Genomic DNA, 26,228 nt, shown 5'->3' on the forward strand with positions numbered 1-26,228 from the left:
CAAGGCCGCGGCTCTGAACGTTCAAACGGTTAGAGATTTGTAGGCCCGCAGCGTCATCTTTTGCGCTGTTGATTTTTGAGCCTGAAGCTAGACGCTCCATTGATGTTTGTTGTGCGCTGTTTGCGTTGTTTAGGTAACGTTGCGCTGTCATCGCTGAAACGTTTGTATTTACATTCACTGCCATGGTGATTTCTCCAATTGATTTTCCGGTATAGCGGTTTCCGACGTCTCGGAAAACCAAGTAGTTCTCTCAAAGTTACTTTTAATAACGGCGCGAAAATCAGAAGCTTTAGAAAAACTTTCAAAAAACCACAAAAAATTTATTAATTTAATATTTATCAATGACTTAATTTATAGCATTTTCTAATACAGCGATAGATTTCAATTGAGAAAAGATCTTAACCTGTTTGAAAAACGTACGAATCGCCGTCTAAATTGCTCAAGGTGGAGAAATGATCAATCGCCAAAGATCTCTGGGGTAGACAAATCTTGTGCAATAGGCGAAATTATTTTTCGTGACCAAGAACAGTCAAATAGAGCTCTAAGAAAGGTAGAGCGAGAAAATTCGTAGGAAAATAAATAGCAAAAACAAGAAATACAGAAAGGAAAAAGCCCCTTTTCCTTTGAGAGAACCGGGGCTAGTTGGCGCGTCAGAGCCTGTGTGGAGATCATCGAGAAATGAACACATTTCCGACTTGCCGTTGCATTCTTACTGTAAAAATGGATAGCAGGTGAGAGATGAGAGAGCTAAACACTCAATAGTAAGTATGCTTGCCAGTTTCCCTTGCTGCATGGCTCACGTCTGAACACGAGCAGCAAGTTCAACCAATAACTATTGCAATAATGACATCGCAGAGTTAGGCAACTGTTTTGCTTGAGCAAGTATTGAAGTACCTGCTTGTTGCAGAATTTGTGACTTGGTCATTTGCGTCGTCTCTTTCGCAAAGTCCGTATCTTTGATTCGGCTGTTTGAAGCGTCTACGTTCTCTTGTACGTTTGCCAAGTTATTAATACTGTGGCTTAGACGGTTCTGTTTTGCACCCAAATCAGCACGTTGTGAATCCACGTACTTCATTGCAGAATCAATCACGCTAATTGCGTTCTGTGAACCCGCAACGCTGGTTAAGCTAACGTCTTGAACAGAGGTAGCACGGCCTTCACTCTTAATACCTAGCTCAGACGCTAGGCCACCAGAGATAGACATTGCACCGTCAAGGTCTGGTTCAGCAACGAATAGCTGGATGCGACCATCATCAGTAACCGATGCGTTCACAAGATCAGATTGACCATTGATGTAAGTAGCAAGCTCTTCGATATCGTCACCCGCTTTGGTATTGATATCTAAAACGATATCTTCACCCGCTTTGGTTTTGAATTCGAACTTAAGATCACGAGCTTGTGCAGGCACTTCCCAGCTCTTATCTTTGCCGTTTTCAGAATCAAACGTTGTACCACCCATGCGGAAATCATCGGCACGAATGCTCGTCAGAGCCATGATCATCGCTTCACCAGAGTTAGAACCGATCTGGAACGATGCTTCACCAAATGAACCATTCAATAGACGACGGCCACCAAAAGACGTTGTCTCTGCGATACGGTTAAGCTCATCTTGAAGTGCCATAGACTCTTCATTCAGTGCCGTACGCTCTGCTGGAGAGTTAGTACCGTTTGATGATTGAATCGCTAGATCACGCATACGTTGTAATACGTTGGTTGATTCGTTCATCGCGCCTTCAGCGGTTTGAGCAATTGAGATACCGTCATTGGCATTACGCATTGCTACATCAAGACCACGAGATTGAGCTGTTAAGCGGTTCGAAATTTGCAAACCTGCAGCATCATCTTTTGCGCTGTTGATCTTGTGACCCGATGACAAACGCTCCATTGAAGTCGCTAAGTCATTCGACGCTTTATTCAGGTAACGCTGTGCTGTCATAGCAGATACGTTAGTACTTACATTAATAGCCATTTTGCTCTCCTTATGAGTTCGCAAGCTTTCTGCGAAGCGGCCAGCTTTACTCTCATATGGATAAGCACTGACCGTGTATTACTCGATAAAACCTATACAAGGTTTAAGATCTGTATTAATCATTTATAACCAAAACAGATACAAGTTGTATGCCAAGTTTAATCTCATATAAATAATTTTTTAATTATCTAAAAATCAAAAACTTACAAACAACACTGCGCAATTATGATTTTCTACTATTAGAAGGTAAAAACATTCACCTTCCTTATTGCCGTTTTTTGCCGCTATTCTAGAAAAATCATGCTTCGTACAAAAAAGCGGCAAACTATGGCGTCATTCGCACGTATGGCATAGCACATACGGCAAGGAATCAACCCCATGGTGATCGACAAGTCACCATTAAATGCCGATTGATCATTAAATATAGTTAAACAAGGTCAGGTCTTTGGTTTTGCCAAACGCTTGTTGAGAAGCTTGTAGTGCTCGAGAGTTTTCATTGAACTCAATGATCGCTTTCGAGTAATCCAAGTCTTCAAAGTTGCTTTTTGCTTTCGCTAAAGACAACTTAAAATCTTCATGTTGCTGCTCTTGAATATCCAGCGTACTTAAACGTGCACCAACATCGGTTCTTGCCTTGGTTAAATGAATAAACGCGGCATGAAACTCTTCGGTTACTTGGTGCAATTTCGCCGTAGCTGATGCATCCGATACTGGGTTTTCAGCCTGTTCAGCGGCTTCTTTAAACGTATCAAAGATAGAGAATGTCTTTCTCGGCTCTAAGGTGATCGAATCACCTTTCGTGATCTGGCCTTTAAGTTGGATATTCAGCCCTTCGTAGACAATACCTGTCGAAGGATCAAAATCTTCCGCGGCGACGACGGTCCCATCTTTTTCAAGTTGGTAGGCATAGTTTCCGGTCTGCATATCAACGAACGTCACCTTGTACGTTGATGAATCTTTAGTTGTGTTCGTTGCGCGCTCTAACAATAGCTCTGAAGCGGGCTCAAGGTCATACTGAGGCTCAAAATCACCAAATGGGTTGTCTATTTCCATAAACATCTTGCTGCCTGGATCATTCATTGCCATTTCAAAGCTACTTGCCACACGCATCTTGCGTTGGTAGTCATCACCTTGATAAGTCACGTTTCCTTGATTGTCTCGAAAGAAAGGCTGATTCTTTGGTTTAGTACCCGCAAATGTGTAGTTACCCGACTCATCTTGAGAGTTGGCTAAATGAAGGAAGTTATTCGCCAGTTCTTGAATTTCACGCTTCTTGGCTAAACGGTCTTCTGGAGAAAGCGCACCGTTGATCATTTCCATCACGGTTCGTTTTGCTTCATCAGCAAAGCCTTCAGTGTTAGAAACTAATACTTCATGATGTTCAAGACGATTTCTTACTAGAGTAATCGCATCTACATACTGTTTAAGTTGTTCTGACTGCTGACCTATGTTCTGCAAATAGTGCGTCGCTAATGGATCATCACTTGGCGACTGTAACTTCTTACCTGAAGCAAGTTGCGCTTGGTTGTGATGCACCTTGTTCTCTTGGCGGCGCAAGTCATTTTGTACTGACTGATAATTATGGAAGCTAGAGATACGATTCAACATTTATACCTTCCTATCTCAGAGCCAAAATAGTGTTAAACGTATCGTTGGCTGCTTGCATGATGCGTGAAGAAGCCATATACGCTTGCTGAAACTTCATCATATTTGCCGCTTCTTCATCGAGGTTTACTCCCGAGATAGAAGCAATACGCTCTTGAGCCGACTGTTTTTCTAACGTCGCAATATCACTCAAACGATTTGCCGTTGAAGATTTCAAGCCCGTATTGGTATTCAAGTTGTGGTAAAGGTCTAAAATCGTAGACTCACCATCATTCAAAAGCTTTCCTGTTTGAAGATCTTGCAGCTTACGCAGGTTACCGTTGTCACCTTCTGATGGGACAAGGTTTGCCGTAAATTTATCATTTGCCACAGCGCCTGGTGTTAGCTCAAACGTTGTTCCATTGATAGTCACAGGGCCTTCAGGCGGATACGGTTGAGGCTGCATCAAGATGTTGCCCTTAGGATCGGTAACCGCAAATTGCTCCCCCTTTGGTGATACAACCACTTCAAACTCACGCAATTGACCGGCCGCTAGAATTTTGAACCCAGCAGTGCCCTTGGCAAAAGTGGTCGATGCCTCATAGCTTTGCGCGGCAATGTCTTTCGGATCTTTGGTTTCCATCTGCATTTGAGCAGCAAAATTACGCGTTGGACGCAGTAACAGTTTCTCTCCTAGCTCAGGAGGATTACGAATTTCCACTCGCATGCCATCAAGATAAAAAGCGTTGCCGCTAGAGTCGGTCGCCATCTTCACGGTCTCACCGTTCGGCTTAGTCACCACGTAATCGCTGCCATCGTATTTCAGACCATACTCACCGCCTTTTAAGGCAGAGGTATCATCAATATATACCGCAACATCTGCTTTCGATTGCCCGCTAGCCGTGACACGAGATTTAGCCACCAGCTCAGAGTTAACATCAGTAAACAGGTTCTTACCTACGTTGCCGTTGAGATCCAAACCTTGTTCTTGAAGACCATTTACCTCGTATGAAAACGCGGTCGCTAAACGACCAAGTTCATCCATGATTGCCGGGATGTGTTCGTCACGCATATCTAGCATGGCGCCGATTTTTCCGTCGATATCACTGCTGGTGATCGGTTTTAAAGACTTCCCTTCAACAATCGCTAGGCGACGCTGATGTGCATCGGGTAAGCCATCAACCATTTTTAATTGGCTTGCTTCACTACCAGAGACTAAGGTATGGCCATTGCCAATATGGACATTAAACCCTTCGGCATTTGAGCGTGGTGTCACCGTTACTTTGGTGTAACCAGAAAGCTCATTAATCAACTTTTCGTGCTGATCTCGTAGGTCATTATGAGGCCCAGGAGTCCGCATCATTAAACGTTGAACATCACGGATCTCGTACGCAAGCTGATTAACTCGCTCGATACCCATATCTAATTTTTTATTGGTAGAGTCAGACTGTTGGCGAACCGTTTCATGGAATTCATTTAACGTTTTACTAAGTAGCCCAGCCTTTTCTAATACAACTTTTCGAGCGCCGACATCATTCGGTGTATCGGCTAATGTTTTAACCGAATCAAACCATTCATTAAGGTTTTCTGGAATCTTCTTCGAAGCAACAGATGACAGCATACTCGACAGCATATCGAGGTTAGCTTCGGTGTCGCCTTTATTGGCGGCATTGGTTGTCGATAAGTTAAGTTCGTTGACGGCAAATTGGTCCCAAGAGCGGCGAACATTTTCCACATGCACGCCCATACCGTAGCTTTGGCCACCGTACTGACGCGGGTCATTCACACCTTGAATCACAGATTGGCGGCTATAGCCCTCTGTGTTGGCGTTAGAAATGTTATGACCTGTGGTGTTTAGCTGTCTCTGAGCAGTAAGAACACTTTGTGCCCCTACATTCAGAAGATCCGACGCCATAATGCCCCCAAAAAACTTAACAAAATCAGGATAAATTGATTAACTACCAGTTTGAAAAGCAATATATGTGCCAATAGACACAGCGAAGAACTAAAAGACAATAATTTATTGAAGTGTAAGGAGATAACTACAGACTTCGCAGCAAAATTTGAGGTGATAGATAAGAAAAGAGCCTGCCAAAGGCAAGCTCCAGTGTACATTCAATAACGCTAGTTCATCTCGTCAATCTTAGCTTTCACTCGCAAAACCTTGTCTGCATAGTTAGGGTCAGTTGCGTAACCAGCTTGGTGAATACCTTTGATGAAATTCTCTGAGTTACCTTGATGCTGCAATGCCGTTTCGTATCTTGGGTTTTCATTCAAAAACTTCACATAGTCGTTAAAGCTGTCTTCGAAGTTTGAGTAAGAACGGAATGAAGCCGACTCTTTAACGGCAGTTTTACCGTGAAACTCGAGAGTTTGAGTTGCAACCTTATCGCCCTTCCAACTTCTATCGGCTTTGATGTTGAATAGGTTATTACTGTTACCCAATGAGTTCTTAATCATTTTAGAACCCCAACCTGTTTCAAGCGCAGCTTGTGCCAATAGGAGTGATGAATCAACACCAAGCGCACTTGCCGCTTTTTCAGCGTAAGGCTTCATTGAGGTCACAAACGATTCTGGAGAATCAAAGGATACTGGCTGTTTTGCTGCTTGCGCAGATTGAACGTCTGACGCACGCTCTTCCGAACGGCCTGAGTATTGCGGCCTTTGCAATGAAGCATCAAAGCCTTCACTGCGAACCTTCTCTTCAGACGCATCGCTTGCTTGACCAGCGCTTAGCTGAGCCACAATCATATCCGCAAGACCTAACGAACCTGAAGCACTTAACTCACTCGCCATTTGGTCATCTTGCATCTGACGATAGAACTGCTCGTTCTGGCTATTCAGCATATCCGACTTAAAGCTCGAATTCGCATCACGCATCGACTTAAACAACATCGAGGTGAAAATCGATTCAAACTGTTTCGCAGCAGCGGTTAATGCTTCTTTCTCGCTACCTTCTTCACCGTTTACTGCTTGTTGACGAAGGCGATCTAGGCTACCGATGTCGTGGATAAAACCAATATCATTATTATTCTTAATCATGCTTTATTCCCTAGATAATGATCAATTGGCCTTCAATCGCACCCGCTTGTTTCAGTGCTTGAAGGATTGCCATTAAATCTGAAGGCGCCGCGCCCACTTCGTTAACTGCGCGGACCAAATCGTCCAGCGTTAGGCCAGGTTCAAACTTGAACATCTTGCCATCACCTTCCGTGATTTCGATATCAGAATCAGGAACCACTACCGTTTGGCCACCAGAGAATGCATTCGGTTGGCTTACATTTAGATTTTCTTTGATTGCAACCGTCATACCACCATGTGTTACTGCCGCCGCTTTTAAGCGTACGTGCTTACCAACCACAATGGTGCCGGTACGAGAATTAACAATGATTTTTGCAGAACCTTCTGCAGGGTCGAATTCAATATTTTCGATAGCCGATAAGAACGCGACACGTTGGCTGATTTCTCGAGGAGCACGAACTTTTACTGACGTCGCGTCTACCGCAGACGCCATTTGTGGGCCTAGGAAATTATTAACTGCGTCAGCCAAACGCTGAGCCGTTGTGAAATCGGATTGGATTAGGTTAAAGGTGATGTAGTCACCACGACCAAATGGGGTTGGGATCTCTTGTTCAACCGTCGCGCCGCTAGAGATGATACCTACGTTTGGGTTGTTGCCAACGATCTTCGAACCGTCATTACCTTGAGCACTAAAGCCACTTACTACCAAGTTACCTTGCGCCACAGCATACACCTGACCGTCTAGACCTTTCAGAAAGGTCTGTAGCAAGGTACCACCACGAAGGCTTTTTGCTGAACCGATAGAAGAAACGGTTACGTCAACTTCCTGACCTTGCTTAGAGAAGGCTGGAAGTTCAGCGGTAACAATTACCGCCGCTACGTTTTTCGTTTTTGGCTTCGTGCCGGGCGGCAATTGAATGCCAAAATTTTGCAGCATCGCGTTAAACGTTTGATCGGTAAAGGGAGTTGTCTCACCAGTACCCGGCAAGCCGGTCACCAAACCGTAGCCAACAAGTTGGTTACTACGAACACCCGCCACTTTTGCCACGTCTTTGATACGCGCAGCATGGGCACTTGTGGCAAGAAATAGCATGCCGAATAGTACGAGTGTTAGTTTTTTCATTGAGTAACCTGTCTGTATTGCTTTAATTTATAATAGCTTAGCTAAATATGGCTAAGTGATAGAGGCTGTCAGTATGTCGTCGCCCTCTCAAGCTCTACAGAGATACATTAAAGAATCGTGCCAAGAATCCAGGCTCTTGCATATCTTTCTGCACGCCCGTGCCCGAGTACTGAATTCGTGCGTTAGAAACACGGTTTGAAGCGATGGTATTTTCGAAATCAATGTCGTCTGGACGGATAGTGCCACTTAGGCGGATATACTCATCGCCTGTGTTCAATGTCATCCATTTTTCACCACGAACCACTAGGTTGCCGTTGGCTAAAACTTCAATAACTTCAACGGTAATGTAGCCGCTGATACTGTTACTTTGGTTGGCTGATGCGTCACCAGCAAAGGTATTGGTGTTGCTCAGATCGTAAGAAAAGTTGTACTTATCGATAGTCAGCTCTTGACCACCAACGGCCAATGGCTCCATCGATGCATCATTCGACTTAGACATGTCCGCGTTGGCTTTTTTGGTCGCACGAGTATTCTCATCTAGCGCTACAGTAATGATGTCACCAATGCCGCGAGGTTTTGAATCGTCATACATGCTGCCAATGTGGTTCACATTGAACAGTGAGCCCGTTGCCGCTGCGTAATGCTCTGGTTTCTGCTTGGGATTGATTGGCGCCCATGCAGGGTCACCAGCAATTGGATCGGTGCGACCACGAAGCGTGTCGATAATGCCTGAGCTCTCTTGCGCCGACTTATCACCTTCCACAGCATCAACCACTGTGGTTGCATTTTCTTCTGCCGGAGTCTCAATCGGGTCCAGTACAGCACAACCCGTCATAGACATAAATAGAGCTAAACAAAAAATACGTTTCATGGCGATATACTCTCAGCAGGCAGTGGTCAATGGATTAATCAGCAGAAATAGATCTATTAATTAAAAAAGTAAACGGCTAAAAAACCAATTACAGCTGTTGGTTAACAAAGCTCATCATCTTGTCTACCGACGAGATAACTTTCGAATTCATTTCGTATACACGCTGAGCTTCAATCATGTTTACCAGCTCTTCGGTTACGTTCACGTTCGATGTTTCTAGCATCGACTGACGGATATTACCTAAGCCATCAAAGCCCGGAACACCCTCTTGTGGGTCACCACTCGCGCCAGTTGGCAAGTAAAGGTTTTGACCTACTGGCTCTAAACCACCTGGGTTTACAAAGTCAGTAATAGTGATTTGGCCAACCACGACGTTGTTTTGCTCACCACGTAGACGAACCGACACTTCACCATCGTTACCTACTGTTACCGAGATCGCGTCTTCAGGAATCACGATTTCTGGTTGTAGAGGGTAACCTTGACCCGACGTTACGATCGCGCCGTCACCGTTCAACGTGAACTGACCATTGCGGCTGTAACCTGTTTCGCCGTCTGGCATCTCAACTTGGAAGAAACCGTCGCCTTCAATCATCATGTCTAAGCTGTTAGATGTCGTTTGTGCGTTACCGTGGGTGTGCACTTTTTGAGTTGCGACCACCTTAGAACCAGCACCCAACATCAAACCACTTGGCAGCTCAGTGTTCTGAGACGATTGACCACCCGGTTGGTTGATGTTCTGGTAGAACAGATCTTCAAATACCGCGCGGCTCTTTTTAAAACCAATGGTCGAGGCGTTGGCAAGGTTGTTCGAAATCGTTGAGATATTGGTTTGTTGGGCGTCTAAACCTGTTTTACTTACCCATAATGCTGGATGCATAGCAATTTCCTTTAAATTCTATTAGCTCATACGAAGCAGTGAATCAGACGACTTGTCCATTTCCTCTGCTGTGCTCATCATCTTGACCTGCATTTCAAACTGACGTTGTAAGTCAATTAAGCTGGTCATTTCACCTACGGCATTTACGTTACTGCCTTCGATAGCACCTTTTAGCAACGTTACTGCTGCATCTGCTTCGTATGCCTGATCTGGGTTTTTCGAACGGAACAGACCATTCGTATCTTTAAACAAAGTTTGATTGTCTGGACGTACAAGCTTAATACGATCAACTACGGCCAATTCTTCAGCTGGAGCGCCTTGAGGAATCACCGAAATCGTACCGTCAGTACCAATTTCTACTTTACTGATTGGGATGGGCAGTGTGATTGGCGCATCGTTTTCACCTAGCACCAAATGGCCACTTGCATTAGTTAGCAAACCGTTTTGATCAACCTTAAGGTTGCCGTTACGTGTTAAACCTTCGCGGCCGGTGTTATCCATAACTGAAATCCAACCATCACCTTGAACGGTAACATCGAGATCTCGGCCAGTGGTAACCACACTACCTTGCGAGAAATTATGGCCCGGACGCTCTGTCATACTAAAAACACGAGTAGGCATGCCTTCACCATACGCTTGCATTGAACGCGCTTGTGCCAAATCAGCACGGAAACCCGTTGTACTCACGTTGGCAAGGTTGTTTGCACGTAGCTGCAAAGCTTGCATATTTTGCTTAGCGCCACTCATGGCAAGAAACAGTGCGCGATCCATAATTTTGCTCCAAAAAATCATCTTCTGGAGCTAATAAAGCAAACACTGTGCCAATATTTTTAACTGTTATTTATCAATAATTTAAATAGAAAATGAACAAGGAGCGGTGATCATTAAAGGATCATTCAGGAAGAATTGTTGCCAGTGGCATTACCGTGCGGCAATAGGGGCGGCAAATAAGAAGACAAACAACAATACCCAATTCAATAACATTGAATTGGGTATTCGCAGATGATTCAAACGCTCGAAACGATTAACGAATCTGAAGAATATTCTGTTGCAGTTGGTTGTGTACTTCTAGAGAACGCGAGTTCGCTTGGAAGTTACGTTGAGCAGAAATCAAATCAACCAATTCTTGAGTCATATCGATGTTCGATTGCTCTAGTGAGCCGTTGTTGATGCTACCAAATGAACCTTTGTTCGATTCACCCCAGATTTTATCACCAGAGTCGTTAGTAGAATCCCACTGAGTACCGCCTTTCTTATCCAGGCCTTGCTCGTTTGGTACACGAACTAAGCCTACACGGCCAAGCATCACGTTTTCACCATTTGAGTAAGTACCCAGAACACTGCCGTACTCATCGAAATCGATTTTGGTTAAGAAACCTGTTGTCGCACCATCTTCATCAAACTTAGTCAATTCAAACGGAGCAGCAAACTGAGTTGAAGAATCCAGACCAAACTTAAGCACCTGTGTTGGATCGGCACCGTTCAAGTCAATTGGGTTCGCACCTGCACCTAGAGGATCAGAGTTAATTGGCTGACCACTGTTTAGGCTTGCTAACGTACCGTCATTGTTGAACTTCATTGTGTGACCAACATGACCAGTTGCATTCGTCGCATCACCGCCAGTAATGTTCAATGGCTTCTCACCATTCTCATCTGACATAGTGTAGTACGTTTGCCAAGTGTTTGGTTGAGTCTGGTCTTTGAGGTAGTAAGTCGTTAACTTGTAAGACTGACCCATAGAATCGTATACCGTCGAAGACGTTGCACGGTTATAAGTATCAGCATCTTGGTAGTTAAATGCAGCCGGGTCTTTAAGATCACCATTTGCAGGAAGGTTGACCCCTACTTCAATGTTTTCTGTCTGTTTTGGCTTACCAAACTCAGCAGGAATGTCGAGAGGCTTTGGCGCGTAAGAAAGAACTTCACCCGAGTTTGGATCAACATCGTAACCTAAAAGAAACTCATCATTAGCCGTAACCATATAGTTGTCTTTGTTTAGGTGAAATGCACCATTACGCGTTAGTTCGTTAATCTCTGGCACCATGCGATCTTTCGATACTGCAAAGAAACCTGTACCACTTACACGCAAATCCATTGGGTTGTTGGTATAAATACTTGAACCTTCGTGGAACTGTTGCGCCACTTGGCTAGCTTGCGCACCACCACCTGACGTCGTTTTTGCGTTAGTAAACAACGAGTTTGAGTAAACATCACCGAACTCTGCACGAGACTCTTTAAAGCCAAACGTGTTTGCGTTCGCAATATTGTTACTGGTTGTATTCAGGTCTAATTGTGCAGCGGATAGGCCGCTTAAAGCTACATATGACATTCCAATATTCTCCTAATCTATCTAGCTAGCATAGTCACTCAATAAAGAGCTACGCTTTACCAACTTCTAGTACTTCAGCAAGTCGTACTGGCGATGTGAAACCAGCCAGATTGAGTAGTACGTTGCCATCACCCTTACCAAGAAGCACACTGTTCACGTTCGCATAACTGGAAACTTGAAACTCTGTGTTCTCGCCATCCAGTAAACCCGACGCTTTCACGTTATATTTACCAGCCGGCAATGGGTTACCGTCTTCGTCTTTTCCGTCCCATTCAACACGTGTATCACCAGATGGTTTAGAGCCGATATCAAATGTGCGAACCAGTTGGCCAACTTCGTTCTCAACACGGACCATTACATTGTCCATTGCCTGAGGAAGCTTAACCATTGCCGCCATACCGCCATCACCAGGTTTTACACCTGCCGCACCAGGAACCAATACGTCACGACCAACCAAAGAGGATGCCTGAAGTGCTTGGTTAGAGGTCATTGATGAATTCAAGCTTTCAAACTGTGTATTCATTTTGCCAATGCCATCTACGGTCGCAAATGAAGCCATTTGCGCAATCATCTGGTCATTGCTAACCGGCTTGAAAGGGTCTTGTTGTGCTAGTTGCTTAGTCAACAAAGATAAGAAGTCTTCTTGTTTAAGATCCTGCTTACCTGTTGTTTCGTCGGGCTTCTTAGCGCCATCTTGAAGACTCTTCAGCTGGTCAACATAGGACAAGCCGCTTTGACCAACATTGTTGTTGATTCCAGCCATGTGCTACCTCCTTATCCTTATTGACCCATCTGCAGCGTACGCAGCAGCATTTGTTTACTCGAGTCAGCAACCTGTACGTTCGTTTGGTACGCACGTGATGCCGAAATCATGTTTGCCATCTCTTCCATAACGTTCACGTTAGGCTTGTAGATGTAGCCTTCGTTGTTTGCTAATGGGTGATCCGGGTTGTACTCCGCGCTTAGCGGCTTATCGCTTTCTACAATACCTAAGACTTTCACAGGCACAGTGTGACCACTGTTGCGTGCTTTATTTAACTCAGCGCCGAACACTGCGTGACGAGCCTTGTAAGTTTCTTCAGCAGAACTACTTACACTGTCCGCGTTCGCAAGGTTACTCGAGGTCGTATTTAGACGAACAGATTCAGCACTCATCGCAGAACCAGTCACATTGAATACATTAAATAAGCTCATCTAATTATTCCCCTTTAATCGCTTTAGTTAAATTCTTGAACTTACTTCCTAGGAAGTCGAGAGAGGCTTGATGCCTAATTTGGTTTTGCATGAAAAGGTTTCTTTCCAAATCCAAATCAACCGTGTTGCCATCTCCTGTATCAGGTTGTGTAGGAATTCGATACTTCGTTTCCCCGTTCACCGTTGTTGAGGCAGAAATGTGCCGACCATCTGTACGGCTAAGACCAATGCTTGCCCCAGAACTTGCCGCTTGCAGTGATTTCTTAAAGTCTAATCCCTTTGCTTTATACCCAGGCGTGTTTGCTTGCGCTATATTGGTGGAAAGCACCTCAGCGTTACGCTCACGTACACCAACTGTGTGCTGGTGAATACCCAAAGCATTGTCAAAAGAAATAGCCATGTAAACCTCAACTCAAGAACTGACTGTTATGAAATAACCAAAGCAATATATATACCAACTTTTAAAACAAAGCGGTCTATCTATACTTTTACAGGTTACTCGTGGGTAAACTTGCAATATACAAGCCAAAAAATAGAGTAAATTGGAATGTCACTCTGACTTAAAGATATAGCTTAAGCGGGCAAAAGAAAACCCAGCACTTGGCTGGGTTTTGAATTTAAACAGTAACGTCGCACCTTATACTGGTGCTACTCATTACTTTAATTTGTAGATGATGCCTGGATTACAGCGAACCATTTCAAAACGATCCGTTAAGCCTGTTAATGATTCAGACGCACCCAATAATAGGTAACCACCAGGGTTCAGGCTGTTTGCCATCTGGTTAAGTACTTTTGACTTCATATCAGGTGAGAAGTAAATCAGCACATTACGACAGAAAATAATGTCGAACTTGCCTAACAAGGCATAGCTGTCCATCAGGTTCTGAGGGCGGAAGTTCACCATGCGCTTAACGTTATCTTTCACTTTCATACGACCATCGCCCGCATCTTCAAAGAAGGTACGACGACGCTCAGGAGAAAGTCCACGTCCCAATGCAAGGTTGTCGTACGCGCCTGTACGGCACATATCCAACATACTTGCTGAGATGTCGGTTGCAGTAATCGATACATTTGGCAACATACCCGGCTTACGAGCTTGAGTTTCAAGAATCGTCATTGCCATTGAGTATGCTTCTTGACCTGAGGAGCTTGCCGCAGACCAAATCTTAATAGGACGCTTATTTGCCGCTATTTCCGGTAGAAGTTTATCCGCAAGCACAGCAAACGGGTAAGTATCTCGGAACCAAAGTGTCTCGTTCGTCGTCATGGCATCGACAGCAGCCACACGCAGCTCACGGTTTCGACCTGTTACTACGTCTCTCAATAGATCAGATAGAGAAGCTAAATTAAACTTCGCTACTAATGGGCTTAGACGACTGCGCACCAAGTACTGTTTGCTGTCACCTAATACAATGCCACATTGAGATTCTAAGAAACGGCTGAAATCGCGATACTCTTGATCACTTATTGTTATAGCAGTCATTAATGTCTCTTTTAGTTAGTTAACGCAGCTTTTACCGCTGCACCAAGCTCATCAGGGTTGAATTTCGCGATGAAGGAGTTAGCTCCTACGCGTTCAACCATGGCTTGGTTAAATACACCACTCAACGATGAGTGTAAAATTACGTATAGATCTTTAAGTTCGGCGTGACGACGAATCTCAGCAGTTAACGTATATCCATCCATTTCTGGCATTTCGATATCTGAAATCACTAATGAAATCTGATCGTAAATACTGCCTTCTGATGACATCTGCACCAGCTTCTCATAGGCCTCTTTACCATCTTTCACAGAAATAACTTCAAAACCAATCGACTCAATAGCACGTTGAACCTGCTTACGAGCAACAGTCGAGTCATCAGCAATCAAGATGCGGCGAACCAGTTCTTTCTCTTGTTCGACTTTCGCAATATCTTCAGCAATCTTACTGTCCATTGTTTCATCAACAGGAGAAATTTCTGCAAGAATCTTCTCAACATCTAGAATTTCTACCAATTCATTATCAATGTTGGTTACCGCTGTCAGGTAGTTCGCTCTACCTGCGCCATCTGGCGGCGGAAGAATCGATTCCCAGTGCATGTTAATAATGCGCTCTACTGAACTTACCAAGAAACCTTGAATGGTTCGGTTAAATTCAGAGATAACCACAAAACACTTTTCAACATCCGTTGTAGGACGGCCACCAATCGCTAAGCTCAAGTCAATCACAGAGATCGTTTGGCCACGAATATGTGCTACACCTTTAACCAGTGGGTTCAAGTTTGGCATCTTTGTCAGCTTAGGGCATTGAAGCACTTCTTTTACTTTAAAGACATTAATGCCGTAACGCTGACGCCCCATTAGGCGAAAGGTTAGTAATTCTAATCGGTTTTGACCGACGAGTTGCGTACGCTGATTCACCGAATCAAGAATACCCGTCATGAGCTCATCTCCATATCAAACTTTTTTGTATAAAAAGTGTTAGTCTACTGCAGGCTACGAACCACCAGAGAAACGGAATGACGTATTATAAAACAAATTTGCCACCTCTTTCCATAGCAATGTGTAGAGCTACTTTTAAAACTGTCGCTAAGTTTATCGGCATTTTATCAATATTGTTTAGTTTTTTTGTACAAGCTGCGACCCCAGAACAAATTGAGATGATTCAGTCAGCAGCAGAGCAACACATCCTTGATACGGTTGAGCAGCCACAAGGCGGTGAACTCTTTGTAAATTCAGCAAATGTTGATTCAAGAATCAAAGCGACAGACTGTCCAGCACCTTTAGAGACCAGCGCCTCAACCACCACCAATACCCGCAGCAGTATTACGGTTTTAGTGCAATGTATTCCTGATGAATGGCGCGTTTATGTACCCGTGCGTCTTTCGATGTCAGTGCCCCTTGTTACCACCACTCGCTCACTCGCGAGAGGCGAAATCGTCGGACAATACGACGTAACCACTGCGATGATTTCTCTTAACAAATTTCGTCGCCAAGGTTTCACCGCTCCAGAGCAAGTTATCGGCGCTAAGGTAAAAAAGAACCTGAGACCCGGTGATGTAGTTGAAAGAGGCGATATCTGTGTCGTATGCCGAAACGAGAAGGTTATCATACAGGCAGTAAAAGGTGGCATGACCATTACCACCAAAGGCACAGCACTTACCGATGGCTCTATGGGCGATCAAGTAAGAGTGAAAAATGATAAATCACAGCGTATAATTGAGGGGATTGTTACCAGCATGTCTGAAGTCACAGTTTACTTTTAACTATCTACTTCTAAATTGACGGTATCGTTAGCTATTTTGCTCTCAACTCTAACGCCAAATATAACGGCGGCGGTGTTTTGTCCCTTTTCGACTATTGAGCTAAAAATTGCTAAAGTATTCGAACCCTTGGTCGATATTGACTGTACAGGTTCCCATTTTTGAAGAAAAAGGCTTAACTATGGCAGGCATTGATAATATTCGTTCAGGGCAATCCCTAACGACCACTAACCGATCAGCAGTACGCTCTGATTCTAGTTCTGAGGCATCACGCTCTGATGTATCAACTAAATCACCAGCAAGCAAGGATGCGGTTTCTCTAAGCCAACAAGGCAAAGCGATTGGTCAACTCCATCAAGACATGGCAGCACAGCCAAGCTTTGATTCTGTGAAAGTGGCAGCGATCAAAGAAGCAATTGCGAACGGTTCATACACGGTTGATCCAGAAAAACTGGCTGACAACATGATCAAGTTCGAAAACGAATTAAAAGGTCTTTAAGCACTAACCCTTAGATTAAGTGGTTAACTTAAAGCACACGAGGTTATTGATAGGTTTACGTTATGGCGGCACTAGCAGATTTAGTTAATTTTCAACTTCAAAATGCCAAAGCCTTATCTGAATTATTAAGTTCAGAGAAAACCGCGATCACGAGCCGACAATCCAATGATATTGAGCGAATCGCCAAAGAAAAAGTAGTTCTTGTTGAACAGCTAAGATCAACCGATCAACGAATCGCTGCCCATACCAATATCTCAGAACTGACCGAGAATCCTGAACTTGCTCAGTTAGTCACAAAGATCCAGTCCATAGTGCACGACTGCCAGCAAGCGAACCTTGTTAATGGCGAAGCCTTGAATCGAGCGCACCTTAGCTTCAAAAAGCTCAGCAATATGATGCAACAAAGCCACGGTAAAATTGGCATGACCTACAATGCAGGTGGCCAAACACATACCATTTCTACGCTGGGAACCAATGTAAAAGCCTAGTTAAGCCTCCCTCTTCAGTAATACCCATTATTAACCTTCTGCCTGTATCTGTATCTGTATCTGTATCTGTATCTGTATCTGTATCTGTATCTGTATCTCAGACTATTCCCATCATTATCTTTTATCAAAACACCTAATCAGCCTTTGAACGCTCTACAAAATCGATAAACAAAAAAGCGGCAAGTATTTTCATACTTGCCGCTTTTACATTGATATTAGTTATTGGTTGCCGATACGCCATCTGGAAAGCGAGTGACAGCCAATATCTTTGAATATTCGATTCAAACACCGAAACTAGAACAGCGTTTGTTGTCTCTTTTCAGGTACTGGCTGAACTTCGCCGTAATTACGTAGTTGTTCCATCTTACGAATATCGAGCTGAAGCTCAGTTACATAACTATCACCTACAGGGTAACTGCGTACTACTTCTGCGCCACGAATTACACCATCAACCGCACCAGAAGTACGTTCTGTACCAAGGCGTTGATCTTCAAGCTCTGCTCGACCACTCACTCGCATACCATAGACTTGCTCAGCAAGTTCACGGTAAGCATCAATTTTTGAAGCTCTCATTGCGCGGATGCGCTTCTCTTCGTCGTTGCGCCCTTTTTGTTCACTGATACTTGCATAACCAACGGCAACCAAGAAATCGTCTGGCCTCATGTTTTGCAGTGGTTGACAGCCAACAAGCAGTAAAGCGGCAACAACAAATATTAACTTCTTCATCTCGAACTCCTAAGGGCGAAGAATGACAGTATAAGGCTGGGTCATCGTTGGATCAGAGCGAATAATTACACCATCTTGAGTTCGAATACTATTCAGAGTATCTAGGTCACGGCCAATACGATCCGCAGGTAAGAAGCCCTGTGCAGACGCCACAACAATACGAGTTTGCATGCCAACAACACGGGCATTTACTAACACACCGCCTTCTTGTCGAAGCATGGTGCCTGTTAGTACGTATTGAACGTCTTGCTCTTGAGCTAAGTCTTTCCAATCGCGGCTTAACGCAAAGTCACCTTGGTGAGTCACTTGAATAGAACCGGTTGTTTTGAAGTCAACAACCTTGAAGCCACGACGCTGAAACTGATGAATGAAGCCTTCTGATACCGAGTTTCCTAGCCAATTCGTTGTATCCATATGTTGCAAATCAACAAACGAAGTGATCGCTATCGGCGTTCTAGCTGAAATACTTGTATTCGAAATGATCAAATCTTCAGTCATACTTTCCACGAAAAAATCCATAGTATGACGAGGGCTGTCCATCAACATAAACTGACTGCCTGAATATTCAGACTTGCCGTTATAGATCGGCGAATAAGCGCATGATGTCAGTAACATGACACTCATTACTACGAGCCATTTTTTCATTCTCTAATCTCCAGATATATTTAGTGCTACCTGTTCCAATATGTTCTCACCATTATTCTTTTCAATGGATTACAATGTTGGAACAGTCTTTGCTTTTCATTAATGGTTCAGATTAAGAAAATCGCACTTAAGTCAGCTTCAAGCTTATAGTTATTTGTTAAGCAATATTTATACCCAACTGGTAACGAATAGATGAAAAAAATAATTTCTTACTTATTTTCAATAAGTTCACTGATAACAATAAGCTTCAGTGCTCATGCCTCCTGGTATGAAGTTACCGGTACTGCAACCATAGTTTCGTCAGAAGAGACGGCAAGAATCCATGCACTAGAAGACGCAGTATACAAGGCTATTCAGTTCTCAGGAGCCGACATCGGCAGCATTGCCAACCTCACGCCGTATCTAGATGGGAAGAAAAAGGAATATCAATTTACCAACCACGAAGTGCGCTACATCTTGGTAGAAAAAGAGAAAAAGCGTAGTGGCAATATAATGATCACTGCAAGGATCGATATCTATCCTTCGGCAAATGCTTGCCATGAGAGCCAATATAAAAAGACATTTTTGGTCGGCAACATTGATGTGACCTCCCCACAACAAGCGGTAATGGGCAGAATTTATAATATTGGCGATGATTTTGGCCATGTCGTGGATCGACAGCTAGCACAAGAGTCTCGCAGCTTTGTTTCCGTTGGCACGACCAATTACGACATCGACAAACGTCGACCTGAGGTGATCAAAATGATCGCCCAAGACACTGGCGCGCAGTACATCATTGGTGGCGATATTACCGATTTAACCGCGACCATCGAGTCCAAACTTTTGAAAGACGACATCATCAATCGTCAGTTTGCTTTAGAGATGCAAGTCTTCGATGGCAAAACAGGACATCAGGTTTACAACCGTAGCTATCGTGAAGTGGCAAAGTGGCCATTTGCTAAGACTAGTGAAGTCGACACCCGCAGTGCCCGTTTCTGGGCATCAACCTACGGCAGTATGATGCTGCGTGTTAGCCGCAATATTATGTTGGACTTGGAATCGGAAGTGTCATGTAAGATCACGCTTCCAGAGGTTGCAGCGGTATTTGGTAACACGGTGACCATTGATTTAGGTCGAATGCACGGTGTACAACAGGGTGACAAACTGCAGCTATGGCACACAGGTTCGTTTATCGACCAACGAGGCTTGCCGCGCAATAAAGTGTCGCAAAGCGACATCACGCTGACGGTTTCTCGTGTTTACGAGAACGAAGCAGAACTTACGATCGACCAACCAAGCCTTGCAGGAAGCATTCAAATTGGTGATGTAATGCAAAAAATCATGTAGTTAGCGACACTCTCGTCTCATAGTTTCTAATAAAGCCTTAGCAAAAGTACTAAGGCTTTATTTTTTTCATGGGGATTTGTTTCGGTTTCACGGTATTTGTCGTAATCTTATTAATAATATAATCATCACTTAGCAAGCTATGAGTCAGAATAATCTAATTGGTGCTACCGGTTACCGCTTTATCTCGAAAGGCAAAACCGCTTTTAAAATCCACATTCATACTCCCGAAGATAAGGTGCTACACCGTTCGGTCGGCTTTGTTCGTATGGGTGAAGACAAGGCACTAAAGAAAACCATCAAATTAAGAGACGAACTGGGTAGACAGCTTTGGGGCAAATTTTGGCCTAAGGTTCTCAGAGAGCCCTATCTTATGACGCGTCTGCCTCACAGTTTAGAGCCTAAGATTGTATTTAAGCCTAACCCAACTCAGAGTGATCCTGAGCACCGCGACGAGTGCTACATCGCTAAGTGGCGCGTCTTCTCTGAGAATGGTGACTACAAGTACAAAACCAAGGTATGTTCAATCAGAAAGCACGGCCGACTTGCCGCTTATAGCCAAACCAAACGTGCACTGCTTGATGCTCACAAAGACGTAATTGAACTACTTATATTTATGGGACGATTGAACAGCATCGATCTGAAGTAGGCTTAAATCCGATTAAGTTGACCACCCATATTTTTCAGATACAAAAACAGCCGCACATTGCGGCTGTTTTTAGTTTATGACGAACCATCGTGACAATTTAGAGTATTGCTACATACAAAGTCGATTACCTAGTTTCGGCATATCTCAGCCAGTGTCGCCAATCGACGCTTTGACTCTTTCACATAAGGGTTGGTTTGATCCCATGCGTAGCCAGCCAAAATTGAGCACACCATCTGCTTAATCTTCGGGTTTGGATTTTGATAAAAAATCACATCCTGCAGCGTACCAGAGTACCACCCCTCAACATATGTTCTAAAGGTGTTTACGCCAACCATCAACGGATCGGCATAATCGCGCTCCCAATCGACCTCTTCGCCGTTAAGCTGTTTTTCCACACACTCAACCGCAAACTGAGCCGACTTCATCGCAATCGTCACGCCCGATGAGAATACAGGATCAAGGAACTCACCCGCATTACCAAGCAATGCGTATTTGTCTGTCGCAAGGTGCTTCACGTTAGCTGAATAACCACCGATTTCACCCGCAGGGTTAGGGTATTCTGCATTAACCAGAGTCTCAGCTAAACCCGGCTCTTCCATTGCCAGTTGTTTAAGAGCAGCAATCTTGTCTTGTGGGTATAATTCAAAGAACTTCGGCTCTCCTACGACACCAAACGAAGACACTCCGTTACTAAACGGGATCAACCAATACCAAACGTCAGGATTTGTCGGGTGCACCGAGATAAGAATTTTGTTGCGGTCATATTCAAGGTCTGTCTCCGTCGCTGAAATATGATCGTTGATGTGCGTAAAAATAGCTTTGCGTGGGGGAAGCGATGATGGCTCTTCCAAATCAAGCATCTTCGGTAACACGCGACCAAAGCCACTGCCATCCAGCACATATTGAGCTTCTAGCTGATAGCGTTCTCCATCAAGCACTTGTACGTCTAAAATGGTGCTGTCTTCAGTGAAGTTAATGCCCGTCAACTCATGTTGATAATCAATGGCAACACCTTGCGCCTCGGCAGTGTCTGCTAACACCTTATCAAAGGCGCCTCGTTGAACCTGAAACGTGGTTCCCGGCCCAGCAGAGAACTTATCTTCAAAATTAAACGCGGTGTACACGCCATTTTTACGAAAAGCGGCACCATCTTTAAATTGGAAGTTAGCGTCAGCCACCGCTTCGCTCATGCCAGCTTGTTCAATCACTTCCATACAAGCAGGTAATAGACTTTCACCAATAGAAAAGCGCGGGAAAAGGCTCTTTTCAATCACTCGAACATCGATGCCTTTTTTATGAAGCAAAGACGCGGCAATAGACCCAGATGGCCCAGATCCGATGATCACTACTTGAGTTGACAGTTTTTTCATTAATTTAAGCCATGTTTGTTATTTTTTATTGCGCGCCAGCTTTCAATTCAAGCAGTGTATGACCAAGACCGATATCGTCGGTGCGGGCCACCACTTCAAAGCCAGCTTCTTCAACGATCTCTAAGAAATCTTCACTGCGGTAAAAACGACTGTTGCCGTTGGCCAAACAAGTGAAGTAAAGAGAAGTCGCGTTTAAGCTATAAGAAGCCGCATCGTATTTCTGTGCATCCCAAAACAGTTCAAGGATATAGACTGTTGCCTCTTCTGACATATGAGAGCGAACACGCTTTAATATGCTCAGAATCTCCATTGGCGAGAAGCAATCAAGGAACTGGCTCATCCACCACACATCTGCACCCGTCGGCAACGCTTGTTGTTTGTCGAGCATGTTGGCTGGGAATGGCGTCACTCGGTCTTGATGGCCATGTTGTGTCGCGTTTGTCATTGCCATTTCTAGTTGCTGTGGCAAGTCGACAATCGTTATCTCAACATCTGAGTCGTGGTTGCAGCACTGCATTGCCCACTTACCCGTGTTACCGCCAATATCCACTAGTGATTTAGGTTTCTTGCTAAAGACTTTCTCAAGCAAAACAGGGAACGAACGATCGGAATAGAAGTGATCAAACTTGAACCAGCTCTCTTTTGCTTTTTCTGGCAATTGAGACAAACCTTGGTAAATGGTTTCCCAGTCACCCAACTCTTTCAAGCCGGCAGGTGTACCTTCTTCAATCGCTTCCGTTAAATGCATCATCGCGGCGTAGCAAACATCAGCAGTGAAATCCATGTTCGCGTTGGTCATGCCATCGTGCAGAAGGTAAAAGCCAAGGTTGGCCATTTTATAGTTAGGTTTGTCCCAAGTAACAATATGGGCACTTAACGCCATATCGAGCAGAACTTTCACGCCGTACTCGGATACACCGGTTATTTCAGAGAGCGTCTCTGCTGGCAAACCCTCGTTGCCCGCATCATCTAAGGCTTTTAAAATACCTAAATCACGAAGTGTACGAGCAGTATGAAAAACAATAGGAGCGAAAGACAATTTTTGAGCTTCTGTTTTTGCTTCTAATGCATTGAATGGATCTAATTTATATTCCGACACGAAAAACCTAACTTTTAAATAATAGAGGGTTACTCAGCTGCCATTTGTGCAAGCTTACGTTTAATATCAACGTTTAAGTTATTAACCCAACGATTGTAATTACGGTGTATTTCACCATCGTCGTACTTCAAATTCTCTGACTCAACGTAAAGAATAGAGTAAAACTTATCACTATAAGGAATTTCAACCACAGCATGGTGCGAGCGAACATACAATTCAGCGCGGATCAAACCAGGCTTTATTTCTGAAACCAACCAGCCTCGGTTCTCAGCAGACTCATAAATAGCTGATTTCACCTGTTTACTTTGAAGATTCAGTGCAACTGGAGTATCCTCAACATTCATTACAGGTTGGACACGTCCACATCCAGCAAGAACGAATATGAATAACATTGAAACGGCTATTTTTAGTAATTTCATTTAAATTCCTTATCTGTGTTTGTTTATAAGCACGCATAGTATTTAGTTAGAGCCAAAGCAAATCAATACTCTATGTCAAATCAATCCCAATTAATGTCGTTTAATATTGAGAAATGGTCTGCAAATTCGACCGGTCTCAATTCCGTTGCAGAATGGCAAGCGTGGAGCACTAATTTAGACTGGCCTCAAGATGGCTCAACTGAATTTAAAGCCATCCCTCCAATGATGCGCCGCCGAATGAGTATGCAAAGCAAATTGGCCGTCCAAACCGCATTAACCCTTTTGAAAGACACCTCTATTGATTATCTAGTGTTTGCCAGCCGACATGGTGAGCTACACCGAACCGCGACTTTAATTCAATCAATATTAGAAGGTGACGACGCCTCTCCAATGGCTTTTTCTCAGTCAGTACACAATACAGCTGCGGGGTTAACAACAATTGCCGCAAAAGCACCTATTCCACTGACCTCAATTGCCGCAGGACAAGACACTTTCCATAACGCACTGATTGAAGCCTATCTTTACCTTCACCAGTACCCGTCACACCGTGTATTGGTGGTTGATTTCGACCAACCTCTGCCTGAACTCTACCAAGAGTACGAAACACAGAACTTTGCTGATTATGCGCTGGGCATAGTGCTTACTGCTGGTTGTGAGTACTCTATATCTAGAGTAACAGATGCCAAAATGTTGAACGCTGAGGACTCACTTGCTGACTTACCACAAGCTCTGAAAGCACTGCATAATATTCTTCAGAAGACACCAAACTGGACTATTGCGGGCAAGCAGCAACAATGGTCGTGGGTAAACAACGTAAGATCTGAGGCACTATAATGAGTAAAGTCGACCAATATTGGCGAGTATTTGCTACAGGGCTCTGCTTTACCATCTTTGGTCTCGGAGGCTTAATATTAAGCTTCTTAATCTTACCGACTATCGCTTTAACGACTCCCAATACTATTAAAAGAGAGCTTAAAGCACAGCGATTAATCCGTTTCTCATTCAACGCCTTTTGCCAGATCATGAAATTTACCGGGGCAATTGATTACCGAATTGATGGTGCGGATCTATTACGTGAAGATCGTAACTGCATCATCGTCGCCAATCACCCTAGCTTGATTGACTATGTATTGATCGCCTCTCAACTTCCTCAGTGTGATTGCCTCGTTAAGGCCGCTATTTGGGAAAACCCTTTTATGAAAAGGATTGTCAAAGCAGCAGGTTATATACCCAACCAAGCCCCTGACGATCTTTTAGATCGCTGTGAAGAGCGCTTCTCACGCGGTAATGTCTTGCTTGTTTTTCCCGAAGGAACTCGCACAACGCCAGGAATTGAACCATCCTTACAGCGTGGGGCGGCACAAATCGCGACTCGAACACAAACCGATTTACGCGTGATCCATATTACTGTTTCTCCGACATTCTTAACGAAAGAGAAAAAATGGTATCAAGTTCCTGCGACGAAGCCCTTTTTTCATGTCGCGGTGAAAGGTAAAATAGAAGTCGAACCATTTATTGAAGGCTCAAATAATTTAACTTCGGCAGCAAGGCGCCTTAATCATCATCTTGCACAAACAATTTTCCCTTCCGAAGAAAACATTTAGCGTATCAATAACATAACAGGCGATATCGGCATTTCGAAAATACCTCATATAATGTAGAATCGCCCCCTTAAAGCAGCATTCAAATAAAGCATTAAGTAGGCCAAAGTGGAAACATTACACAACGAACTGAAACAACTAATCATCGACGCATTGAACCTTGAAGATATGAGTATTGATGAGATTGAAACGGAAGCTCCACTATTTGGTGATGGACTTGGACTAGATTCTATCGATGCCCTTGAGCTTGGCCTTGCTATCAAGAAAAAGTACAATATTGTTATTGATGCCGACGATTCAAACACTCGACAGCACTTTGCGTCAGTTGAAAATCTAGCGAACTACATCTCTTCTCAAACGAACAACTAGACAAATCTTTATGACACAAGCGAACCAACAAGAAGTATACAACCAAGTTAAAGATGCGCTTATTGAGCTGTTCGAGCTTGATGCGGAAGATATTACTCCTGAAGCACACCTTTATCTCGATCTAGACCTAGACAGCATTGATGCGGTTGATTTGGTCGTTCACCTACAGAACGTAACAGGTAAGAAGATCAAACCTGAAGAGTTCAAAGCAGTACGCACCGTGAATGACGTTGTCGAATCTGTGGTTGAACTATTGAAGGACGCCTAATGCGCCCTCTGCTGACTTTACTGTCGGCAATCATACTTTTTACTTATCCAATAGCGGTTTACTTTGGGCTCAACAAGTTTGGCTTACAAACCGTTGGAATTGCCTTGGCCGCTATCTTTGCTGTCCGCATTTTCACTGGCGGTCAGGCTAAAATCAAAGAGCTAAAACACTTAGCTTGGATCAGTGGAAGTGCCGGTATTGTTCTGCTGGCATTAGGGTTAACCTTCAAGCAGCATGGCTGGCTAACCTATTACCCCGTGATCGTTAACGTTTGTATGCTGGTGGTATTCGCTTCGAGCCTTTGGCAACCACAAACGATTATCGAGCGTCTTGCTCGCCTTCAAGAGCCTGAACTTCCACAAAGTGGCGTTGATTACACACGAAAAGTCACCAAAGCTTGGTGTTTATTCTTTGTTATCAATGGCTCTATTGCTCTTTACACCTGCTTCCAACCGCTAGAAGTATGGACCCTATACAATGGCTTACTCAGCTATTTATTCGCAGGGTTACTCTTTGCAGGAGAGTGGGTAGTAAGACAGCGCATTCGTCAGAGTTAAATTGT

Annotated in this window: 30 protein-coding genes; 10 read left to right on the forward strand and 20 right to left on the reverse strand. The window is 44.0% G+C overall.

The annotated features are described in order from the left end of the window. The 15 genes from L4C44_RS21335 to L4C44_RS21405 form a co-directional block, all read right to left on the reverse strand. Window positions 1-184: flagellin N-terminal helical domain-containing protein (locus tag L4C44_RS21335; RefSeq protein ID WP_479258379.1), on the reverse strand; the 184-nt coding region annotated here is incomplete at its 3' end. Between the two features lie 648 nt (window positions 185-832). Further along, window positions 833-1,969 (reverse strand): flagellin, encoded by a 1,137-nt coding sequence (locus L4C44_RS21340; RefSeq protein ID WP_146492320.1) that lies wholly within the window; start codon window positions 1,967-1,969, stop codon window positions 833-835. Between the two features lie 417 nt (window positions 1,970-2,386). Beyond that, window positions 2,387-3,577, reverse strand: coding sequence for a flagellar hook-associated protein FlgL (flgL, locus tag L4C44_RS21345; RefSeq protein ID WP_146492321.1), 1,191 nt, complete (start codon window positions 3,575-3,577; stop codon window positions 2,387-2,389). 10 nt (window positions 3,578-3,587) lie between these two features. Beyond that, entirely contained in the window at window positions 3,588-5,468 is a 1,881-nt protein-coding gene (gene flgK, locus L4C44_RS21350; protein ID WP_146492322.1) for a flagellar hook-associated protein FlgK, read from the reverse strand. Window positions 5,469-5,677: 209 nt separating this feature from the next. Then, entirely contained in the window at window positions 5,678-6,595 is a 918-nt protein-coding gene (flgJ, locus tag L4C44_RS21355) for a flagellar assembly peptidoglycan hydrolase FlgJ (RefSeq protein ID WP_061019775.1), read from the reverse strand. 10 nt (window positions 6,596-6,605) lie between these two features. Next, window positions 6,606-7,697, reverse strand: coding sequence for a flagellar basal body P-ring protein FlgI (locus L4C44_RS21360; RefSeq protein ID WP_017085296.1), 1,092 nt, complete (start codon window positions 7,695-7,697; stop codon window positions 6,606-6,608). A 94-nt stretch (window positions 7,698-7,791) separates the two neighbouring features. Next, window positions 7,792-8,568: a flagellar basal body L-ring protein FlgH gene (gene flgH / locus L4C44_RS21365; RefSeq protein WP_146492323.1), complete on the reverse strand. Its 777-nt coding sequence runs from the start codon at window positions 8,566-8,568 to the stop codon at window positions 7,792-7,794. An 88-nt stretch (window positions 8,569-8,656) separates the two neighbouring features. Continuing rightward, window positions 8,657-9,445, reverse strand: coding sequence for a flagellar basal-body rod protein FlgG (gene flgG, locus L4C44_RS21370; protein ID WP_004739713.1), 789 nt, complete (start codon window positions 9,443-9,445; stop codon window positions 8,657-8,659). A 21-nt stretch (window positions 9,446-9,466) separates the two neighbouring features. Continuing rightward, the gene (gene flgF / locus L4C44_RS21375; RefSeq protein WP_060983620.1) at window positions 9,467-10,216 is read right to left on the reverse strand and encodes a flagellar basal-body rod protein FlgF; all 750 of its coding nucleotides are present in this window, start codon (window positions 10,214-10,216) and stop codon (window positions 9,467-9,469) included. A gap of 253 nt (window positions 10,217-10,469) precedes the next feature. Next, the gene (gene flgE / locus L4C44_RS21380; protein WP_048609567.1) at window positions 10,470-11,774 is read right to left on the reverse strand and encodes a flagellar hook protein FlgE; all 1,305 of its coding nucleotides are present in this window, start codon (window positions 11,772-11,774) and stop codon (window positions 10,470-10,472) included. A gap of 49 nt (window positions 11,775-11,823) precedes the next feature. Then, window positions 11,824-12,537: a flagellar hook assembly protein FlgD gene (flgD, locus tag L4C44_RS21385; protein WP_010439286.1), complete on the reverse strand. Its 714-nt coding sequence runs from the start codon at window positions 12,535-12,537 to the stop codon at window positions 11,824-11,826. A 17-nt stretch (window positions 12,538-12,554) separates the two neighbouring features. Next, on the reverse strand, window positions 12,555-12,968 hold the full coding sequence (gene flgC / locus L4C44_RS21390; protein ID WP_004736176.1) for a flagellar basal body rod protein FlgC: 414 nt from the start codon (window positions 12,966-12,968) through the stop codon (window positions 12,555-12,557). Between the two features lie 4 nt (window positions 12,969-12,972). Beyond that, window positions 12,973-13,368, reverse strand: a complete 396-nt coding sequence (gene flgB, locus L4C44_RS21395) for a flagellar basal body rod protein FlgB (RefSeq protein ID WP_004736175.1) — start codon at window positions 13,366-13,368, stop codon at window positions 12,973-12,975. A 255-nt stretch (window positions 13,369-13,623) separates the two neighbouring features. Further along, complete coding sequence (locus tag L4C44_RS21400; RefSeq protein WP_060983619.1) at window positions 13,624-14,451, reverse strand: protein-glutamate O-methyltransferase; 828 nt, start codon at window positions 14,449-14,451, stop codon at window positions 13,624-13,626. Window positions 14,452-14,462: 11 nt separating this feature from the next. Continuing rightward, entirely contained in the window at window positions 14,463-15,389 is a 927-nt protein-coding gene (locus L4C44_RS21405; RefSeq protein WP_048609568.1) for a chemotaxis protein CheV, read from the reverse strand. A 77-nt stretch (window positions 15,390-15,466) separates the two neighbouring features. Here L4C44_RS21405 and flgA point away from each other — a divergent pair, with 77 nt between their 5' ends. The 3 genes from flgA (at window position 15,467) to L4C44_RS21420 (ending at window position 17,197) form a co-directional block, all read left to right on the forward strand. Beyond that, window positions 15,467-16,213, forward strand: a complete 747-nt coding sequence (flgA, locus tag L4C44_RS21410) for a flagellar basal body P-ring formation chaperone FlgA (RefSeq protein ID WP_146492324.1) — start codon at window positions 15,467-15,469, stop codon at window positions 16,211-16,213. Window positions 16,214-16,391: 178 nt separating this feature from the next. After that, window positions 16,392-16,709 (forward strand): flagellar biosynthesis anti-sigma factor FlgM, encoded by a 318-nt coding sequence (gene flgM, locus L4C44_RS21415; RefSeq protein ID WP_146492325.1) that lies wholly within the window; start codon window positions 16,392-16,394, stop codon window positions 16,707-16,709. A 62-nt stretch (window positions 16,710-16,771) separates the two neighbouring features. Beyond that, the gene (locus L4C44_RS21420; protein WP_017064136.1) at window positions 16,772-17,197 is read left to right on the forward strand and encodes a flagella synthesis protein FlgN; all 426 of its coding nucleotides are present in this window, start codon (window positions 16,772-16,774) and stop codon (window positions 17,195-17,197) included. Window positions 17,198-17,491: 294 nt separating this feature from the next. Here L4C44_RS21420 and flgP read toward each other — a convergent pair whose 3' ends face one another. Together flgP and L4C44_RS21430 are read right to left on the reverse strand one after the other, a co-directional pair. Beyond that, entirely contained in the window at window positions 17,492-17,923 is a 432-nt protein-coding gene (gene flgP / locus L4C44_RS21425; RefSeq protein WP_060983616.1) for a flagellar assembly lipoprotein FlgP, read from the reverse strand. Between the two features lie 9 nt (window positions 17,924-17,932). Then, window positions 17,933-18,568 carry a FlgO family outer membrane protein gene (locus L4C44_RS21430; RefSeq protein ID WP_004736167.1) on the reverse strand — a complete coding sequence of 212 codons (636 nt, stop codon included), beginning with the start codon at window positions 18,566-18,568 and terminating at the stop codon, window positions 17,933-17,935. 192 nt (window positions 18,569-18,760) lie between these two features. Here L4C44_RS21430 and L4C44_RS21435 point away from each other — a divergent pair, with 192 nt between their 5' ends. Together L4C44_RS21435 and L4C44_RS21440 are read left to right on the forward strand one after the other, a co-directional pair. Further along, window positions 18,761-19,894, forward strand: a complete 1,134-nt coding sequence (locus L4C44_RS21435; protein WP_146492327.1) for a flagellar assembly protein FlgT — start codon at window positions 18,761-18,763, stop codon at window positions 19,892-19,894. 139 nt (window positions 19,895-20,033) lie between these two features. Further along, window positions 20,034-20,540, forward strand: a complete 507-nt coding sequence (locus L4C44_RS21440) for a hypothetical protein (RefSeq protein ID WP_061019773.1) — start codon at window positions 20,034-20,036, stop codon at window positions 20,538-20,540. Window positions 20,541-20,668: 128 nt separating this feature from the next. On the opposite strand, the gene L4C44_RS21445 is transcribed toward L4C44_RS21440, so the two are convergent. Genes L4C44_RS21445 through L4C44_RS21455 form a run of 3 tightly spaced genes read right to left on the reverse strand, consistent with a single transcriptional unit; the run spans window position 20,669 to window position 23,428 of the window. Further along, window positions 20,669-21,910, reverse strand: coding sequence for an NAD(P)/FAD-dependent oxidoreductase (locus tag L4C44_RS21445; protein WP_428805679.1), 1,242 nt, complete (start codon window positions 21,908-21,910; stop codon window positions 20,669-20,671). A gap of 25 nt (window positions 21,911-21,935) precedes the next feature. Further along, complete coding sequence (locus L4C44_RS21450; RefSeq protein WP_146492329.1) at window positions 21,936-23,009, reverse strand: methyltransferase; 1,074 nt, start codon at window positions 23,007-23,009, stop codon at window positions 21,936-21,938. 29 nt (window positions 23,010-23,038) lie between these two features. Next, entirely contained in the window at window positions 23,039-23,428 is a 390-nt protein-coding gene (locus tag L4C44_RS21455) for a hypothetical protein (protein ID WP_019824137.1), read from the reverse strand. Window positions 23,429-23,500: 72 nt separating this feature from the next. On the opposite strand from L4C44_RS21455, the gene L4C44_RS21460 reads away from it, so the two are divergent. The 5 genes from L4C44_RS21460 (at window position 23,501) to L4C44_RS21480 (ending at window position 26,223) form a co-directional block, all read left to right on the forward strand. Beyond that, a complete protein-coding gene (locus L4C44_RS21460; protein WP_372384556.1) occupies window positions 23,501-24,262 on the forward strand; it encodes a beta-ketoacyl synthase chain length factor in 762 nt (253 codons plus the stop codon). Beyond that, window positions 24,262-25,032: a lysophospholipid acyltransferase family protein gene (locus L4C44_RS21465; RefSeq protein ID WP_146492331.1), complete on the forward strand. Its 771-nt coding sequence runs from the start codon at window positions 24,262-24,264 to the stop codon at window positions 25,030-25,032. Before L4C44_RS21460 ends, L4C44_RS21465 begins: the two co-directional genes overlap by 1 nt. Before the next feature lie 105 nt (window positions 25,033-25,137). Further along, window positions 25,138-25,398, forward strand: coding sequence for a phosphopantetheine-binding protein (locus L4C44_RS21470; protein ID WP_004736154.1), 261 nt, complete (start codon window positions 25,138-25,140; stop codon window positions 25,396-25,398). A gap of 10 nt (window positions 25,399-25,408) precedes the next feature. Further along, window positions 25,409-25,666 carry an acyl carrier protein gene (locus L4C44_RS21475; RefSeq protein ID WP_004739745.1) on the forward strand — a complete coding sequence of 86 codons (258 nt, stop codon included), beginning with the start codon at window positions 25,409-25,411 and terminating at the stop codon, window positions 25,664-25,666. Next, window positions 25,666-26,223 carry a COG4648 family protein gene (locus L4C44_RS21480; RefSeq protein WP_146492332.1) on the forward strand — a complete coding sequence of 186 codons (558 nt, stop codon included), beginning with the start codon at window positions 25,666-25,668 and terminating at the stop codon, window positions 26,221-26,223. Before L4C44_RS21475 ends, L4C44_RS21480 begins: the two co-directional genes overlap by 1 nt. Window positions 26,224-26,228: the final 5 nt, after the last annotated feature.

It is taken from the genome of Vibrio satsumensis (genome assembly GCF_050337435.1).
GTDB classification, from domain to species: domain Bacteria; phylum Pseudomonadota; class Gammaproteobacteria; order Enterobacterales; family Vibrionaceae; genus Vibrio; species Vibrio satsumensis.